The following is a 16,407-nucleotide window of genomic DNA, read 5'->3' on the forward strand; positions in this document are numbered from 1 at the left end:
GGCACCTCAACGGATCGTGTTCGGCGTTCAAAACTCAAGGCATTCACTAAGACATTCAGCGTTGCCCGCTATTGATGACTGAAAGCCTTGCCTTGATCTGTCTTTCCCAGCAGATCGATGCTGAGCGGTTATCCAGCACCAGGTCGGCCTTTGCGCATTTCTGGCTCAACGGCCATTGGGCTTCCATTCTTGCTTTCGCTTCGGCCGTACTCAGACCGTCGCGCTGCTTCAGCCGCTCAAGCTGCTGTGTCGGCAGGCAGTGAACCAACCAGACCTCGGAGACGAGCTCGGTGAGATCCGCTTCAAACAGAAGTGGAATCATCAACACGATGGTTGAAGTTTCTGGATGCTTCGCCAGTTCAAGTTCGAAGCGCGCACGGACCACTGGATGGATGATCTGCTCGAGCCATCGTCTCTCTTCTTGGTTGTTGAAGACGATCCTGCCCAGCTCGCGGCGATTGATGTTGCGTTGATCTGCGCTCGGCTTGATGTCGCAATCAGGTGCAGCTTCAACCTGTCGTCCATAACGGCTCAGCACTGCCTCCGAGGCCTGAGTTCCAGGCTTAAGCGCTTCATGGGAGTAGAGATCTGCATCCAGAACCGCGATCCCAAGATCTTTCAGATAGCGGGCGACACTGCTTTTGCCGCTGGCAATCCCACCGGTGAGACCGATGCGGTGCTGCGCTCCTTGCCAGCGGGATGTTGCACTCACGCTTCGGTGCTCGATGAGTCTCTCCACTCTGTAACTCCCGCTTGGTTCACAGCGGCGCATGGCCGTTTTGAATAAGCCCTATGGATCGCTTGTTCAGTCCATCAATGGCGCAATCTTCCAGCTGGTCGCTGATTGAAGGCGGTAGTACTGCTCCCAGTGGCTTTCAGGCCGCAGGCATTACAGCTGGTCTCAAGGAATCCGGAAAGCCGGATCTGGCTCTGCTGCTGGCGCCGCCTGGTGCCGTCTGTGCCGGCACCTTCACAACCTCTGTGGTGCGTGCGGCCTGCGTGGATCTCTGTGTTGAGCGCCTGCAGACCACGGGTGGTCAGTCCAGAGCTGTCTTGATCAATTCCGGACAAGCCAATGCCTGCACCGGAGACCGTGGTCTGATCGACAGCCAGCGCGCCACTCAGGTGCTGGCAGACCGGCTGGGCCTACCGAGTGATCAGGTGCTGATCTGCTCCACCGGTGTGATCGGGGTGCCGATCCCCATGCAGGTGTTGCTGTCTGGTCTGGATCCGCTTGTGGAGGCTTTGGCCGTTGATGGCGGATCGGCAGCTGCAAGCGCAATCCTCACCACGGATCTGGTGGACAAGCAGATCGCTGTTGAGGCGCAGATTGCAGGCCGCACCGTGCGCATTGGCGGGATGGCCAAGGGTTCGGGAATGATTCACCCGGATATGGCCACCATGCTCGGCTATCTCACCTGTGATGCCGGAGTACCAGCAGAGGTTTGGCAGGCCATGGTTCGTCGCGCTGTTCAGCGCTCGTTCAATGCCATCACCGTGGACGGCGACACCAGCACCAACGACACGTTTCTGGCCTTTGCCGCGGGTGAACCCTTACCTGATGATCAGTTTGAACTGGTTGAGCAGGGGGTGACCCTGGTTGCTCAACACCTGGCGCGTGCGATCGCTCGTGATGGTGAGGGTGCGACCTGCCTGATTGAGGTGTTGGTGGAGGGTGCCGCTTCAGAAGCCGACGCCTTACGGATGGCCCGGACCGTGTGTGGATCGTCGCTGGTGAAAACGGCCGTGCATGGCCGTGATCCCAACTGGGGCAGGATTGTGGCGGCGGCTGGGCGCTCGGGAGTGGCCTTTGATGCGCAGTCGGTTTCGCTTTGGATGGGGGAGCATCAATTAATGGAGAACGGTCAGCCGCTTGGCTCTGATCGAATGGCTGTGTCGACCTATCTGCGAGAGCGGGCTTCCGGCCGTTACCTACACGATGACGTTGTGGTGATTCATTTGCTGATCGGTTCTGGCCCGGGCCAAGGTCGTGCCTGGGGGTGTGATCTTTCTGATCAATACGTGCGCATCAACGCCGATTACACAACTTGATCAATCAAGGGAGGTGATGCAGCGCCGTCGATCAGACGCGAAGATGGGCTGCACCGACTGTTCGGTGTTGTCCGTATTGCCATAGCGATGACCACGACCACCTCTGATCAGAAGCGGTCCCGGCGACCTCGTTACTGGGTTGGCCCTTTGGTGGCTGGCGCTTGCTTTGCCCTTGGTTATGGGATCACGCAGCGGGTGGTGCTGATGCGGCAGGCCTGGGAAAAGCCACAGCAGGCAACCTTCCGTCAGAACAGTTTTCCTGGAGAAAGCTTGGATGGTTTAAGACGACGCTATGGCGCTGACCAACCGTTGATGGGGGACGTGGCCGCGAAGGAGGTTCTTGATGCCGAGCAGCGCAAGGCCAATGAACAAGCCGAGGCCATCGCTAAGACGGCGAAGCAGGGTGAGCAAGCGCAGCAGGCAGCAGTGTCAGAGGCTTGGGCGGTTCAAGATGATCCAGTGTCTACGGCTGCACCAGTGGCAGCACCCGCTCTGGACTTCGGCGAGCAGGAGGGTTCCGAGGGCGCTCAGCCAGCTGCCGTCTTGACTCCCAACTCTGAGCCGGTTGTGCCAGAGCCGGGGGCTTCCGCAGACCCTGCTATCGAGCCTTCGGTTCCAGTTGCGCCGAAACCGACACCTGCCGCTGTTGCCACGCCTGAGCCTGCGCTCACTCCAACCCAGCCAGCCATTGATGAGTCGCTCATCTTCAAAGCACCACCTGCCACTCCACCAGCTGCTCCACCGGCTCCCTGAGTCGGGTCGCAACCCTGTCGGCGTATCTGCCACAGTTTCTGCATCGCTAGTCAGGCCATGACTCCTCCGGACGCCCTGTTGAGAGCGGCGATGAATCGTCTGATCGCCAGAGTGGGTGAAGGCGTGGCCGATGCAGCTGCTGGAGTGGCTGTCGCTGTTCAGGATGCGCCTGAGCGTATTCGGCAGGAATGGGATCTTTTTCAGGAAGAAGTGAAGGCGGAAGCCGAACGTTTGCAACAAGAGGAGCAGCCCCCCTCTGCTCCTGCGGCTGATCGCAGCGGCATAGAGCATGAGCCCCTGCAGCAGCGGATCGATCGGCTGCGGGCGAAGGTTGCGGATTTGAGCACGCGGCTGGAGGAACAGTCTTGAGCCGTTGGCTTGCACGACCTCTTCCTTGGCGCAGGGGTCTCAGAGCCCTGCGCATTTGGCGCACCGTTCTGGTGCTGTTGTTCCTGCTTTGGTGGGATAGCTGTCGCTGGACGTATCCGGGCGGGGTTTCGCCCGAGCGTCGTCAGACCCGTCAGCAGAACCGTGCCCGCTGGCTCACCAGGGAATTGCTCCAACTCGGGTCGGCGTTTATCAAGCTCGGTCAACTGCTGTCGGCGCGTCCTGATGTGCTGCCTGCGGGCTGGGTCGCTGAGCTGGCCGATCTGCAGGACAAAGTTCCTGCTTTCCCGTTTGATCAGGCCCAGGCCGTGTTGGAAGCAGAGCTGGGTGCTCGCTGTGCGGAGATCATTGACCTCGATGAGAACCCGCTTGCGGCTGCATCATTGGCTCAGGTGCATCGAGCAAGCCTGCGCAGTGGTCGTCAGGTGGTGCTCAAGATTCAACGCCCCGGCCTTGAGTCGCTGTTCCGGCTTGACCTGGAGGTAATGCAGCAGGTGGCATCTGTGCTGCAGCGTCATCCTCAATGGGGCCGCGGTCGTGACTGGGTGGCAATCGCTCAGGAATGCCGGCGTGTGTTATTGCGTGAGCTGGATTTTCGGCTGGAAGCCCAGCACGCTGCCCGTTTTCGTCAGCAGTTTCTGGATGATCCCCGCATTCGTGTACCCGGTGTGATCTGGGAACTGAGTACCCGTCAAGTGCTCTGCCTCGATTACTTGCCGGGCATCAAGATCAACAACCGTCCTGAATTGCTCGCAGCCGGCATTGATCCGGGTGAGGTCGCTGAGATCGGTGCCGCCAGCTACTTGCAGCAGCTGGTGCGTTTCGGCTTTTTCCATGCTGATCCTCATCCCGGAAATCTGGCGGTTGCCAGTGATGGAGCCCTGATTTACTACGACTTCGGAATGATGGGGCAGCTTTCTGAGCGGTTGAGACGACGTCTGGGTTCCATGGTTCGGGCAGCTGCGTCCCGCGATGCAACGGCTCTGGTGGAGGAGATGCAGGTGGCTGGTGTCATTGCCGCAGATGTGGATCTCGGGCCTGTGCGACGTCTAGTTCGTTTGATGCTGCGGGATGCACTCACCCCTCCTTTCAGTGCTTCGGTGATCGACAAATTGTCGGGAGATCTCTATGAGCTGGTTTATGGCCAACCGTTTCGGCTGCCGGTCGAGCTGATCTTCGTGATGCGAGCGTTGTCGACCTTTGAGGGCGTGGGACGCAGCCTCGATCCCGGCTTTAGCCTGGTGGGGATTGCCAAGCCTTATCTACTGCCACTCATGACTTCCAGTGGATCCGGTTCCAATGATTTGTTCAATGAACTTGGCCGTCAGGTGGGTGCCCTGAGTTCCCGGGCCGTGGGGATTCCCCGTCGTTTGGATGAAAGTCTTGAGCGCCTGGAACAGGGGGATCTGCAGTTGCAGATCCGCATGGGTGAATCGGATCGTCAGTTCCGCCGTATGGTCACCGCTCAGCATTCCGTCGGCCAGTCGGTGCTTCTGGGAGGCCTGGCTTTGGCGGCGGCTATTTTGGGCGCCAGCGTTCGCCCACTCTGGGCTCTGCTGCCTCTCGGTGCAGCTGTGCCGGTCGGGATGGGTTGGCTCAAACTGCAGGTGAAGTTACGCAAGGATGCCCGCATGGAATCCTTGTCGTCATCAAAAAGCTAAATCGCTTTAATGGCCGAGTCATTGTTGCCTTGGAGTGATGCTTCAACAGGTTCGTGTTTTGACGAATAAGGCTTCAGCTTTCCTCGCTGGTGATCATCCACTTTTGCTGAAGTTTCGGAGATCAGTGTGTTGATTCTTTGGGTGGATACTTCGCTTTGGATTGATTGATCTTTCGTCAAAACATTCGCTTTAACAGAATAACAATGCCATTGAGTCAGGGATGCCTTGTACTGGATGGCATTTTTGTTGAGCGCTGATTCTTGGATCAGGCTTGGCCTCGGGGGCCCTGGCCGACGGCACCGGCGTAAGTAGCCTGGCTGCCCAGTTCGTCCTCGATGCGCAGAAGCTGGTTGTACTTGGCAACGCGCTCACTGCGGCTTAGAGAGCCGGTTTTGATCTGACCAGCCCTGGTTGCGACAGAAAGATCGGCGATGGTGGTGTCCTCCGTTTCACCACTTCGGTGGCTGATCACGCTGGTGTACCCAGAACGACCAGCGAGATCGATGGCCTGAAGCGTCTCGGTAAGAGAGCCAATCTGGTTGACCTTGATCAGAATCGAGTTGGCCGTGCCGATGTTGATGCCTTGTTGCAGGCGCTTGGTGTTGGTCACGAACAGGTCGTCACCCACAAGTTGCACTTTGCCGCCGAGGCGCTCGGTCAGCAATTTCCATCCCTCCCAGTCGTCTTCGGCAAGGCCGTCCTCGATCGAAACGATTGGGAACTTCTCAACCAACTGTTCAAGTTGGCCGACCATTTGAGCGCTGTCGTAGCTGCCGCCATCAAAGGCATAGCGACCATTCTCGAAGAATTCAGTACTGGCCACATCCAGGGCCAGGGCGATCTGGTCACCAGGTTTGTAGCCGGCCTTTTCAATCGCTTCTACCAGAATCTCACCGGCTTCCACATTGCCCAGATCAGGGGCGAAGCCTCCTTCATCACCCACGGAGGTGCTCATGCCTTTGTCCTTAAGCAGTCCCTTCAGGATGTGGAACACCTCGGTGCCCATGCGCAGCGCCTCACGGAAGCTTGGTGCGCCATGGGGAACCAGCATGAATTCCTGGAAATCCAGGCTGTTGGCGGCGTGCGCGCCACCGTTGATCACGTTCATCAACGGCACCGGCAACAGGGTGGCCATCGGTCCGCCCAGATAGCGGTAGAGCGGAATGCCCAGACCATTGGCGGCTGCACGGGCATTGGCCATGCTCACCGCCAGGATTGCGTTGGCGCCGAGGCTGGACTTGTTGTCACTGCCGTCGAGTTCCAGCATCGCTGCGTCCACTGCTGCCTGATCCAGGGCGGAGAGTCCACAGAGGGCGGGGGCAATGCGTTCCTCGATGTGATTCACGGCCTGAATGACGCCCTTGCCCATGTAGCGATCGCCGCCATCGCGCAGCTCGTGGGCTTCGTGGGCACCGGTACTGGCGCCACTGGGCACGATGGCCCGACCACTGGCGCCACCCTCCAGCAAGACCTCGGCCTCTACCGTTGGATTGCCCCGGGAGTCGAGCACCTCACGGGCCACGATGGTGTCGATGACGAGGTCGAGAGAATCGAACACGTGAAGCGGATCAAAGACCTGGCGATCCTATGGGTCCCCCTGCATCGCTGATTCCCCATCTCTGCCAACAGGCCTCGATGCCTGCACGTCCACTTCCACTGATCTGGTGGATGCACCATGCTGGTATCAGCGATTGACCCGGATCATGCGCATGCTGCACACCATGCTTCGGGTTGGTGATCTTGAGAGATCTCTCGCTTTCTATACCGATGTCCTCGGCATGCAGCTGCTTCGTCGCAAGGACTATGCCTCCGGTCGCTTCACACTGGCCTTTCTTGGTTATGGCGACGAAAAGGACCACACCGTGCTTGAGCTCACTCACAACTGGGATACAGAGCACTACGACCTGGGTGATGGATATGGCCACATCGCCCTCGGGGTGCAGGACATCCAAGCCACGTGTTCGGGGATCGCTGAGCGAGGTGGAAGACTCGTGCGTGCTCCGGGACCGATGAAACATGGCAGCACGGTGATCGCTTTCCTGGAGGATCCCGATGGCTACAAGGTGGAGCTGATTGAGCTCTCCTCTCGATCGACTGCCGCTTGAGGGGATCCGCCCGCGATGACATCCGATTTCGGCGTAACTCCTCAACCTCCAGCCAGTCTCACGGTGGAGCCAGACCGTTTCAGCGACGACGCTTGGGAGCTTTTGCTCTCCGCCCAGGATGGAGCCCGTCGTTGGCGTCACGGCGACTTGGATGTGGAGCATCTGCTCCAGGCACTGTTCAGTGATCCACGCTTCAAGGCGGACGTGGGCGCATTGCCGCTGCCTCAGGACCAGTTGCTTGATCAGCTCGAGGGCTTTCTGGAGGAGCAGCCCATGGCCAGAGGTGATGAGCTGTTTGTGGGTGAAGACCTTGAGACCTTGCTCGAGGCGGCCGACAGGGTGCGTGGCCTCTGGGGATCCAGGTTGATCGAGGTTTCGCATCTGCTGATCGCCATCGGTCGGGACCCACGCATCGGTGCCGAACTGCTGTCCCGTTTTGGGTTGCCGGCCGATCGACTGGAGGCAGAGTTGAGGCGACCGACCGCATCGGCTGCTTCTGCTCCACCCAGTCCTCCTGCACCCGTTATTCGTTCAGCAGCACCCACCCCTGTTGTTCCAATCGCTCAGCCCTTGAACGAGCCTGTTCAGTCCGGGCTTGGGTCGTCGGAACCTGTCGTTGATCCGGTGCTTGATCTTGCCAATGAGCCTGACCCCAAGGCTCTGGATCGTTATGGCCGCGACCTTACTGCCGCCGCGGCTCAGGGGCTCCTAGATCCTGTGGTCGGCCGCGATGGCGAGATCCGTAGCTTGATCAAGGTGCTTTCGCGTCGGGGCAAAAACAATCCGGTTCTGATCGGAGCTCCTGGTGTGGGTAAGACGGCCATCGCCGAGCTGCTGGCCCAGCGCATCGTTGCCGGTGAAGTCCCGGAATCGCTTCAGGGATTGCGACTTGTGGCACTAGATGTGGGTGCCCTGATCGCTGGCGCCAAATTTCGGGGGCAGTTCGAGGAACGCTTGCGAGAGGTGCTTCAGGAGGTGAGTGATCCCGAGGCCGGAGTCGTGCTGTTCATCGATGAACTGCATACCGTGGTTAACAGCGACCGCTCCAGCGCCGACGCAGGCAGCCTGCTGAAGCCGGCTCTGGCCAGGGGAGATTTGCGTTGTATTGCCGCAACCACGCCAGAGGATTACCGCCGCACAGTTGAGAAGGATCCAGCTCTGAACCGTCGCTTCCAGCAGGTGCAGATCTCCGAGCCATCGATCGACCACAGCGTTGAGATCCTGCGGGGAGTGAAGGAGCGCTACGAGCTTCATCACGGTGTAACGATTACCGACGCCGCGGTAACGGCTGCAGCACGCCTTGCCGACCGCTATATCAGTGATCGATGTCTGCCTGATAAGGCCATCGATCTGATCGATGAAGCGGCGGCACAACTCAAGATGGATGTCACGTCCAAGCCCCAGGTGGTGGAGGACGCTGAAATGGATCTGCGACGTGTAGAACTGGCGGTGCTTGCGGCAGAGCAGGCTCCTGAATCGGAGCGCGTGCAGCTTCAGCGCCAGCGACTCGAGGCCTCTTCCCAGCTCACTCAACTGCGTGAGCGCTGGCAGGCAGAGCGGGAACAGCTGCAGGAACTGCGCCAACTGCTGCAGGAAGATGAGGATCTACGCCATGCCATAGCTGAAGCAGAGCGACAGGGTGATCTTGAAGAAGCTGCCCGGCTCCAGTACGACCAGCTGCATCGTCTTCAGCAGCGCCGCAGTGACCTGGAGGAGGCGCTCAACCAGGCGCAGCAAGACGGAACAGCACTGCTACGAGAGCAGGTGGAAGCCGCGGATATTGCCGATGTGGTAGCGCGATGGACAGGCATTCCCATCCAGCGTCTGTTGGCGGGTGAACGCCAGAAACTGCTAGAGCTTGACCAGCGCCTTGCGGAGCGGGTGATCGGTCAGTCCGATGCCGTGGGGGCTGTGGCTGCGGCGATTCGCAGGGCCCGAGCAGGCATGAAGGATCCGCGACGCCCTGTGGGGTCATTTCTGTTTCTGGGGCCGACAGGTGTCGGCAAAACCGAACTGGCCAAGGCTCTGGCAGGACAGCTGTTCGATGAGGAAGAGTCGATGGTGCGCCTCGACATGAGTGAGTTCATGGAGCGCAATGCGGTGGCTCGCTTACTCGGTGCCCCCCCTGGCTATGTCGGTTATGAGGAGGGAGGGCAGCTGACCGAAGCGGTACGTCGTCGTCCATATGCGTTACTTCTCCTGGATGAGGTGGAGAAGGCTCACCCCGATGTGTTCAATGTGCTCCTGCAGGTGCTGGATGACGGCCGCCTCAGCGATTCGCAGGGGCGCACGGTTGATTTCCGACACACTGTGGTTGTGATGACCAGCAATCTGGCCAGCCGCGCCATTCTCGAATCAGCACGTCAGGACAGGGAAGCGGGAACATCGGTTGATCAATCCTCCTTGGATGGTGCTGTGGACGAGGCTTTGGGGCGCCATTTTCGACCTGAATTCCTGAACCGCATCGATGAAGTGATCCGGTTTCAGCCTCTCGGACTTGATGATCTGCGCAGAATTGTGCGCCTGCAGCTGGCTGATTTAGCGGCGCTGCTGAGAGAACAGGGGCTGGAGCTGCGCGTTGAGGAAGGTGTGATTGAAGCGATCGTGAGCCTCGGTTATGAGCCGGAATATGGAGCAAGGCCATTGCGAAGGGTGCTGCGACGTCAACTGGAGAATCCCCTGGCGACTGAACTGCTGGAGGACCGTTTCAGCGGGGCTCAGGCGGTGCGTGTGCAGGCTGGATCGACACCAAACGATCCCTTCCTCTTTGAACCGGAATAACGACTCATGAAGGCGTCCGGTACGATGTTTCATTGCTGTCACGTGCCCCCAGAGCCGGCGTCAGCACCGGCCCAGACGCCTTTTTGATCCGTCATCAGTGACCAGCCCCACTTCCGAGGACACAACCGCAGCGACGACGCCCCCCTCATCAGGCCCTGAACAGCCTGAAAAAAAGGGTGGTTTTTTGCAGGCCACCTTTGAGGAGTTGAAGCTTGTGGTCTGGCCTAGCCGACAACAGCTGTTCAGCGAATCCATCGCGGTGATCCTGATGGTGAGCCTCTCGGCTGCGGCCATTGCCGCTCTGAGTCGCTTCTACGGCTGGGCTGCGTCCCAGGTGTTCCGTTGACTCCTGCTCCGGTCTGATCCGGTGCATTTCCCCAGTTCATCCTTCGTTCCTGCCCTGCCTCGTGTCTGATCTCGATCCAATCCAGTCGGACTCCAGTGAGGTGCTTGACCTTCCGGCACCGAACGACGGAGAAGAGGGCACTCTTGAAAGTCCCACAATCCGCACAGGTGTTGCCCGCTGGTATGCGGTGCAGGTGGCATCCAGTTGCGAGAAAAAGGTGAAGGCCACGCTGGAGCAGCGGGCTGTGACTCTCGGTGTGAGCAATCGCATTCTTGAGATTGAAATTCCCGAAACGCCTGCGGTGAAAATCAAGAAAGATGGCAGCCGCCAATCCACCGAGGAGAAGGTGTTTCCCGGATATGTGCTTGTGCGCATGGTGCTGGACGAAGACACGATGATGGCCGTGCGCAGCACCCCAAACGTCATCAACTTTGTTGGTGCGGAAGACCGCCGAGCCACCGGTAAAGCACGGGGTCACATCAAGCCACGTCCTTTGAGTCGTCAGGAAGTGGACCGCATCTTCAAGCGGGCTGCAGAGAAGAAAACGGTTGTGAAGGTTGATCTCACCGAGGGGGATCAGATTTTGGTCACTGCTGGTCCTTTCAAGGATTTCCAGGGTGAGGTCATCGAGGTGTCGGGTGAGCGCAGCAAGCTCAAGGCTCTCCTCTCCATTTTTGGTCGTGAGACACCGGTCGAACTCGAGTTTTCTCAGGTGAGCAAGCAGAACTGATATCAGCGGCGGCCGTCTCCCTGCGGAGGGCGGCCTGAGGGGTGGTTCTTCACCCCGCCGCACCTGCCCCGAGGGCCAGGTGATCCGCAGATGTTCAACTCCGTCCGCCGATGGCCAAGAAAGTCGTAGCTGTGATCAAGCTGGCCCTTCAGGCCGGCAAAGCCAACCCTGCACCGCCCGTGGGTCCTGCCCTTGGTCAGCATGGGGTCAACATCATGGCGTTCTGCAAGGAATACAACGCTCGCACCCAGGACAAAGCCGGGTTCGTGATTCCGGTGGAGATCTCGGTCTTCGAAGACCGCAGTTTCACCTTCATCACCAAGACGCCGCCAGCGTCCGTGCTGATCACCAAGGCTGCTGGAATTCCTAAAGGTTCCGGAGAGTCCGCCAAGGGAAGCGTTGGCTCCATCAAGCGATCCCAGCTTGAGGAGATCGCCAAGACCAAGCTGCCCGATCTCAATTGCACCAGCGTTGAGTCGGCTATGCGCATCATCGAAGGCACTGCTCGCAACATGGGCGTCGCCATCAGCGACTGACGCACTTGCGCCAGTCATTGCTCACTTCCAATTTCTTCAGGGGGAGACCTTGTGGTCGTCTGAACCCCATCTAAGCCATGCCAAAACTTTCCAAACGCCTGGCCAGCCTCGTTACCAAGGTGGAAGAGCGTGCTTACGAGCCGCTTGAAGCCATCCAGCTGGTCAAGGACAACGCCAACGCTAAGTTCGACGAGACCATGGAGGCGCATGTGCGTCTCGGGATCGATCCCAAATACACGGATCAGCAGCTGCGCACCACCGTGGCACTGCCTCACGGCACCGGTCAGACCGTGCGCATTGCGGTGGTCACCAGTGGTGAGAAGGTTGCAGCAGCCAAAGCAGCCGGCGCAGAGCTTGCTGGCGATGAGGATCTGGTCAACACCATCAGCAAAGGGGAGATGAACTTCGACCTGCTGATCGCCACCCCAGACATGATGCCCAAGGTGGCCAAGCTGGGCCGCGTGCTCGGCCCCCGTGGTCTGATGCCCAACCCCAAAGCCGGCACCGTCACCACTGATCTGGCTGCCGCCATCAAGGAGTTCAAGGCCGGCAAGCTCGAATTCCGTGCTGACCGCACCGGCATCGTGCACGTGCGTTTCGGCAAGGCCAGCTTTGACGCTGCCAACCTGCTCGATAACCTGAAAATGCTTCAGGAGACCATTGACCGCAACAAGCCCAGCGGAGCAAAAGGTCGTTACTGGAAGAGCCTGTATGTGACCTCCACCATGGGCCCTTCGGTGGAAGTGGATATCTCAGCCCTTCAGGACATCAACAAAGAGGGCTGATCCAACTCATTCCAACCTGAGGCCAGCCAGCCTCCGCTTCAGTGGAGGCTGTGTTGTAGGTTTGTCTGCTGGCGAAAGCCAGACAACGGGCACGCGCCCGGCCAAAGACAGCAGGTTGCTTCAAGCGGTTGTTATCAACCGTCAAAGATGCATTAAGTCCTGCCGAGGCAGACGCGACGATTTTGCTCCCTCATGGGATTGGATCGATACGCGGCCTCGTCTCCTTCGGGAGCACTGAACGGCCGTGTGTCCAGCTTGTTCCCCCGATCCGATCCAAATCCTATGGGCCGCACTCTGGAGAGCAAGCAACAGATCGTCGAAGAGCTCAAGCAGCTCCTCGGTGAGGCCGAAATGGCATTGGTCCTGGATTACCAGGGTCTTTCCATCAAGGAAATGTCTGATCTGAGGACTCGTCTTCGGGGCAGCAACGGCGTTTGCAAGGTGACCAAAAACACCTTGATGCGTCTTGCCATTGATGGTGATAGTGCCTGGTCCAACCTCGATCCCCTTCTGAGCGGTACCAACGCTTTCGTCCTTGTTAAGGGCGATGTCGGCGGTGCAGTGAAAGCCCTTCAGGCTTTTCAGAAGGACACCAAGAAGTCCGAAACCAAGGGCGGCCTTTTCGAAGGCAAGCTTCTCTCTCAGGACGAGATCAAGGCCATCGGTGACCTTCCCTCCAAGGAAGTGCTCATGGCTCAGATTGCCGGTTCCATCAATGCCCTTGCCACCAAGTTGGCTGTGGGTATCAACGAGGTTCCCTCCGGTCTTGCTCGGGCGCTCAAGCAGCACGCCGATTCCGGCGAAAGCTGAACGTCTTCGACCCGACTGTTTTTTTGATCTGTTGCTGAATCCCAACCATGTCTGCAAAAACCGACGAAATCCTCGAATCTCTGAAGTCTCTTTCGCTGCTTGAAGCCTCCGAGCTTGTTAAGCAGATCGAAGAGGCCTTCGGCGTCTCCGCTGCCGCATCCGCGGGTGTGGTGATGGCTGCCCCCGGCGCTGCCGCTGGTGGTGGTGGCGAGGCCGCTGAAGAAAAGACCGAGTTTGATGTTGTGCTGGAAAGCTTCGATGCTTCCGCCAAGATCAAGGTCCTCAAGGCTGTGCGAGAAGCCACAGGCCTTGGCCTGGGAGATGCCAAGGCCATGGTCGAAGCTGCTCCGAAAACCATCAAGGAAGGTGTCTCCAAGGATGATGCCGAGGCCCTCAAGAAGGCCATTGAAGAGGTGGGTGGAAAGGTCACTCTCAAGTGAGTTTGTTGGATCGGCGGCTTGCGCTTGCTGATCCCTCCCCTTCAAGACCACCGACCTTCGGGTCGGTTTTTTTATGTTTGGCCGATTCCGGACAACCTGGATTCATCATTCAAAAAAAAAGCTCTGCCAAGGGCAGAGCTCAGAAGTGAAACGCATTGCTGGAGTCTGTCCTTGTTTCGACCCAGAAGAGGCGCTTTCCACTCCTCACACTTTGTCAAATTAAAAAATTGCTCTCTGAATTGCGCGTTGTGCTGGGGCGCTCTCTCAACTGTCCTTCAGTTTGGCGGCGGTTCAGGGTCGGAAGGGAATGACCGTCAGACGGATCGGCCCCCGTTGCTGATTCAGACGACGTCCACCTGGCTGTGAAGGGGGTTTGGGCATGCTGGCGGTGAAGGTCAGACTTCGATCCACAGGTTTCCCCTTATTCGCTGCCATCAGCGTGTTCATTGACTGCTTATGGGCGAAATAGACGTGGCTCAGCGTGCGCCCTTTGTAGCTGCGGCGTTCGAGCGACCAGCCCGGCTCCAGCGTCAATTTCACAAAGGCATTTTTGTCCCGGCGCACTTTGCTGGCTCGCGCCACTGTGATTCCGTCACCTTGGACAGAGTCCGTCGCCTGTAACGCCAGACCATTTTTGCTCTGGTTCAGACGTAGGCGATAGCGCTTGTCGACATCCCTGCCTGACGTGCGGAGGGAGTAGCCGTTGCTGTCGAGGTAGCGGCTGCAGATTCCCGTGAAATCGAAGTTGTTCAGAGAGGGGTTCATCAGCCCGTCTTGCCGTTCTTCCCAGCAGAGCGGTCTGGCTTTGATCTGTTCCAGCACCAGCAGCTTCCAGCGATCTGGTCCCACCGCTTGAGCCAGGATCGCGAAACGTTCTTCTTGCAGAGGACTGCTGTCGAACAGGGCCCGGGCCCATCCGGGCAGGCTTCCAGCAATGGCCGCCAGACCCACCGCACCGGCACTCAGCGCAGCTCTGCGGAAGTAGGTTCGGCCCATGGCCCAGTCCTCCTGGGTGTTCAAGAACCGTGTTGTACCGAAGAAGGTGTGGGGTGACCAATGGCTGACGCTGATCAGAGAGGTCGAGTTGTGGCCGCTGCCACCGACGGAGCCTGCAGCGGCAATCCCGGGCCCGGCGGCTGGGGTGCCTTGATCCGTTTTGAGGACGGCAGTGTGGAGGAGTTCGGCGGTGCCGACCCTGCCACCACCAACAACCGCATGGAGCTGCAGGCAGCGCTGGCAATGCTTGAGAGGCTGGCGGAGCTGCCTCTTCATCCTGATCTCACCCTGCGGACTGACAGCAAATATCTGATTGATGGCCTTGGCTCCTGGATGGCTGGTTGGAAACGCAAGGGCTGGAAAACTGCAGCGGGCAAACCCGTGCTCAATCAGGATCTCTGGCAGGCCCTCGACGCTGCTCGGCTGTCGGATGTGCCCCTCAGCTACGTGAAAGGACATAGCGGTGACCCGGATAACGATCGGGTCGATCAGATCGCTGTGGCTTTCTCCAAGGGGACGGCGCCACGGCTGGATCAAGCCTGCCAATCTGCCTCCACCAGGGCCATGACAACAGCGAACGGGAGACAAGAACAGGGCGATGATGCGGCCCCGGAATCGCTACAACAGCTGCTTACCAGGCTTGAACTGGCTGACCGTCTGGCTGCTGGTGGATATGCCCTGTCGTTGGTGGAGCTGGCTCAGTTGGTGGAGCAACCGCTGACGCGTCTGGCCCAACGCCAGCAGGCATGGAGTTGGCGCGATTGGCTGGTGGAACCGGTGGAGGGCGACTGCTGGCGGCTGCGCCGCGCCGAGGCAGGATCGAGATAGATCGAGGAACCCAGATGACCCAGCCGTCATCGTCCGGGGTGATGTCCACCGCAGGTTTCTATCGGCGCTGGCTGGGACCTGTGCTGGCCAAAGACGAAGGCGTGGATGCTGAACAGCTCAGTCGTGCGGCTCTTCAGGCCCTTGGTCAGCTCAGTCTTCGCCGTCAGTGGCCAGGCCTCTCGAGTGTGCTTGATGGTGTGGCGTCTGAGCTAACACGCCGGGACCTGCGCTTGGAGCAGGTGTTGTTTGGATGCCGTTTCAGTAATCCGCTTGGCCTAGCGGCTGGTTTTGATAAAAATGGCGTCGCAGCTGGTGTCTGGGATCGTTTTGGTTTCGGGTTTGCTGAAGTCGGCACCGTCACTTGGCATGGCCAGCCTGGCAATCCGCGGCCGCGCCTGTTTCGCCTGGCCCACGAGCGAGCGGCACTGAATCGCATGGGTTTCAACAACAAAGGGGCGGAGGAGCTGCGTCGCACTCTCGAGCGGCAGGCCCTTCCGCCTCGCGGACAGCGGCCTGCCGTGCTGGGTATCAATCTGGGCAAATCGAAGGTGACGCCGTTGGAGCTCGCGGCCGACGACTACGCCTCTTCGCTGGAAATGCTGGCGCCACTGGCCGACTATGCGGTCATCAATGTCAGTTCGCCGAACACGCCCGGTCTTCGCGATCTGCAGGACGCCACTCAGTTGCGCCGGCTGGTGGAACGCCTGCGCCGGCTGCCTGGCTGTCCGCCACTGCTGGTGAAGATCGCACCGGATCTCGAGGATGATGCCATTGATGGCATTGCCCGTCTGGCCTATGAGGAGGGGCTTGCCGGTGTGATCGCGGTCAATACCAGTCTCGATCGTCTTGGGCTGGGTCAGAGGCTGCTCAGCCAGACTGGCCGCAGCCTTGACCAGGAAGCCGGGGGCCTCAGCGGTGATCCGTTGCGTCAGCGGGCTTTGGAGGTGCTGCGTCGGTTGCGAGCCACCGCCGGTCCTGCTCTGCCGCTGGTGGGGGTTGGTGGCATCAGTACGCCCGAGGCTGCCTGGGAGCGGATCGTCGCAGGCGCATCTCTGGTTCAGCTCTACACCGGTTGGATCTTTGAAGGTCCGGATCTGGTGCCCAGGGTGCTTGAAGGGCTGATCGAGCAGCTGGACCGTCACGGAATCCGTCACATCAGTGAAGCTGTGGGTAGCGGCGCTCCCTGGCAGTAGCCGA

The 16,407-nt window shown here is 59.3% G+C and carries 17 protein-coding genes; 14 read left to right on the forward strand and 3 right to left on the reverse strand.

Annotated features, from left to right (window positions below; translation table 11 throughout):
- Nucleotides 1-55: 55 nt before the first annotated feature.
- Nucleotides 56-712: a dephospho-CoA kinase gene (gene coaE, locus DXY31_RS11045; protein ID WP_114993923.1), complete on the reverse strand. Its 657-nt coding sequence runs from the start codon at nt 710-712 to the stop codon at nt 56-58.
- An 80-nt stretch (nt 713-792) separates the two neighbouring features.
- Between coaE and argJ the strand changes: the two genes are divergently transcribed.
- From argJ to DXY31_RS11065, 4 genes are all read left to right on the forward strand, one after another.
- Nucleotides 793-2,052: a bifunctional glutamate N-acetyltransferase/amino-acid acetyltransferase ArgJ gene (gene argJ / locus DXY31_RS11050; protein ID WP_371639362.1), complete on the forward strand. Its 1,260-nt coding sequence runs from the start codon at nt 793-795 to the stop codon at nt 2,050-2,052.
- A gap of 87 nt (nt 2,053-2,139) precedes the next feature.
- Nucleotides 2,140-2,805, forward strand: a complete 666-nt coding sequence (locus DXY31_RS11055; protein ID WP_179949440.1) for a hypothetical protein — start codon at nt 2,140-2,142, stop codon at nt 2,803-2,805.
- Between the two features lie 57 nt (nt 2,806-2,862).
- Nucleotides 2,863-3,174 (forward strand): hypothetical protein, encoded by a 312-nt coding sequence (locus DXY31_RS11060; protein ID WP_114993831.1) that lies wholly within the window; start codon nt 2,863-2,865, stop codon nt 3,172-3,174.
- Nucleotides 3,171-4,853 (forward strand): AarF/ABC1/UbiB kinase family protein, encoded by a 1,683-nt coding sequence (locus DXY31_RS11065; protein ID WP_114993832.1) that lies wholly within the window; start codon nt 3,171-3,173, stop codon nt 4,851-4,853. Before DXY31_RS11060 ends, DXY31_RS11065 begins: the two co-directional genes overlap by 4 nt.
- 265 nt (nt 4,854-5,118) lie before the next feature.
- Here DXY31_RS11065 and eno read toward each other — a convergent pair whose 3' ends face one another.
- Nucleotides 5,119-6,411, reverse strand: a complete 1,293-nt coding sequence (eno, locus tag DXY31_RS11075) for a phosphopyruvate hydratase (protein WP_114993834.1) — start codon at nt 6,409-6,411, stop codon at nt 5,119-5,121.
- A gap of 145 nt (nt 6,412-6,556) precedes the next feature.
- Here eno and gloA point away from each other — a divergent pair, with 145 nt between their 5' ends.
- From gloA to rplL, 8 genes are all read left to right on the forward strand, one after another.
- Entirely contained in the window at nt 6,557-6,958 is a 402-nt protein-coding gene (gene gloA, locus DXY31_RS11080; RefSeq protein ID WP_114993925.1) for a lactoylglutathione lyase, read from the forward strand.
- Nucleotides 6,959-6,973: 15 nt separating this feature from the next.
- Nucleotides 6,974-9,739: an ATP-dependent Clp protease ATP-binding subunit gene (locus tag DXY31_RS11085; protein WP_114993835.1), complete on the forward strand. Its 2,766-nt coding sequence runs from the start codon at nt 6,974-6,976 to the stop codon at nt 9,737-9,739.
- Nucleotides 9,740-9,836: 97 nt separating this feature from the next.
- Entirely contained in the window at nt 9,837-10,085 is a 249-nt protein-coding gene (gene secE / locus DXY31_RS11090; RefSeq protein WP_066909273.1) for a preprotein translocase subunit SecE, read from the forward strand.
- A 61-nt stretch (nt 10,086-10,146) separates the two neighbouring features.
- Nucleotides 10,147-10,815 (forward strand): transcription termination/antitermination protein NusG, encoded by a 669-nt coding sequence (gene nusG / locus DXY31_RS11095; protein ID WP_114993836.1) that lies wholly within the window; start codon nt 10,147-10,149, stop codon nt 10,813-10,815.
- Nucleotides 10,816-10,925: 110 nt separating this feature from the next.
- On the forward strand, nt 10,926-11,351 hold the full coding sequence (gene rplK, locus DXY31_RS11100; RefSeq protein WP_066909267.1) for a 50S ribosomal protein L11: 426 nt from the start codon (nt 10,926-10,928) through the stop codon (nt 11,349-11,351).
- Between the two features lie 77 nt (nt 11,352-11,428).
- Entirely contained in the window at nt 11,429-12,136 is a 708-nt protein-coding gene (rplA, locus tag DXY31_RS11105) for a 50S ribosomal protein L1 (RefSeq protein ID WP_067096078.1), read from the forward strand.
- 282 nt (nt 12,137-12,418) lie between these two features.
- Nucleotides 12,419-12,946: a 50S ribosomal protein L10 gene (gene rplJ / locus DXY31_RS11110; protein ID WP_114993837.1), complete on the forward strand. Its 528-nt coding sequence runs from the start codon at nt 12,419-12,421 to the stop codon at nt 12,944-12,946.
- Between the two features lie 47 nt (nt 12,947-12,993).
- The gene (rplL, locus tag DXY31_RS11115) at nt 12,994-13,386 is read left to right on the forward strand and encodes a 50S ribosomal protein L7/L12 (RefSeq protein WP_066909258.1); all 393 of its coding nucleotides are present in this window, start codon (nt 12,994-12,996) and stop codon (nt 13,384-13,386) included.
- Between the two features lie 291 nt (nt 13,387-13,677).
- Here rplL and DXY31_RS11120 read toward each other — a convergent pair whose 3' ends face one another.
- Nucleotides 13,678-14,382 (reverse strand): DUF3747 domain-containing protein, encoded by a 705-nt coding sequence (locus DXY31_RS11120; RefSeq protein ID WP_114993838.1) that lies wholly within the window; start codon nt 14,380-14,382, stop codon nt 13,678-13,680.
- Nucleotides 14,383-14,442: 60 nt separating this feature from the next.
- Between DXY31_RS11120 and DXY31_RS11125 the strand changes: the two genes are divergently transcribed.
- Together DXY31_RS11125 and DXY31_RS11130 are read left to right on the forward strand one after the other, a co-directional pair.
- A complete protein-coding gene (locus DXY31_RS11125) occupies nt 14,443-15,210 on the forward strand; it encodes a ribonuclease H (protein WP_114993839.1) in 768 nt (255 codons plus the stop codon).
- Between the two features lie 14 nt (nt 15,211-15,224).
- Nucleotides 15,225-16,403 (forward strand): quinone-dependent dihydroorotate dehydrogenase, encoded by a 1,179-nt coding sequence (locus tag DXY31_RS11130; protein ID WP_114993840.1) that lies wholly within the window; start codon nt 15,225-15,227, stop codon nt 16,401-16,403.
- The last annotated feature ends 4 nt before the right edge of the window (nt 16,404-16,407 follow it).

This window comes from Synechococcus sp. UW179A (assembly GCF_900473965.1).
Classification (GTDB): domain Bacteria; phylum Cyanobacteriota; class Cyanobacteriia; order PCC-6307; family Cyanobiaceae; genus Synechococcus_C.

Coding starts and splice junctions, on each gene's coding strand:
- argJ (WP_371639362.1), top strand. CDS start 793: ATGGATCGCTTGTTCAGTCCATCAATGGCGCAATCTTCCAGCTGGTCG.
- DXY31_RS11055 (WP_179949440.1), top strand. CDS start 2,140: ATGACCACGACCACCTCTGATCAGAAGCGGTCCCGGCGACCTCGTTAC.
- DXY31_RS11060 (WP_114993831.1), top strand. CDS start 2,863: ATGACTCCTCCGGACGCCCTGTTGAGAGCGGCGATGAATCGTCTGATC.
- gloA (WP_114993925.1), top strand. CDS start 6,557: ATGCGCATGCTGCACACCATGCTTCGGGTTGGTGATCTTGAGAGATCT.
- DXY31_RS11085 (WP_114993835.1), top strand. CDS start 6,974: ATGACATCCGATTTCGGCGTAACTCCTCAACCTCCAGCCAGTCTCACG.
- rplK (WP_066909267.1), top strand. CDS start 10,926: ATGGCCAAGAAAGTCGTAGCTGTGATCAAGCTGGCCCTTCAGGCCGGC.
- rplA (WP_067096078.1), top strand. CDS start 11,429: ATGCCAAAACTTTCCAAACGCCTGGCCAGCCTCGTTACCAAGGTGGAA.
- rplJ (WP_114993837.1), top strand. CDS start 12,419: ATGGGCCGCACTCTGGAGAGCAAGCAACAGATCGTCGAAGAGCTCAAG.
- rplL (WP_066909258.1), top strand. CDS start 12,994: ATGTCTGCAAAAACCGACGAAATCCTCGAATCTCTGAAGTCTCTTTCG.
- DXY31_RS11120 (WP_114993838.1), bottom strand. CDS start 14,382: ATGGGCCGAACCTACTTCCGCAGAGCTGCGCTGAGTGCCGGTGCGGTG.
- DXY31_RS11125 (WP_114993839.1), top strand. CDS start 14,443: ATGGCTGACGCTGATCAGAGAGGTCGAGTTGTGGCCGCTGCCACCGAC.
- DXY31_RS11130 (WP_114993840.1), top strand. CDS start 15,225: ATGACCCAGCCGTCATCGTCCGGGGTGATGTCCACCGCAGGTTTCTAT.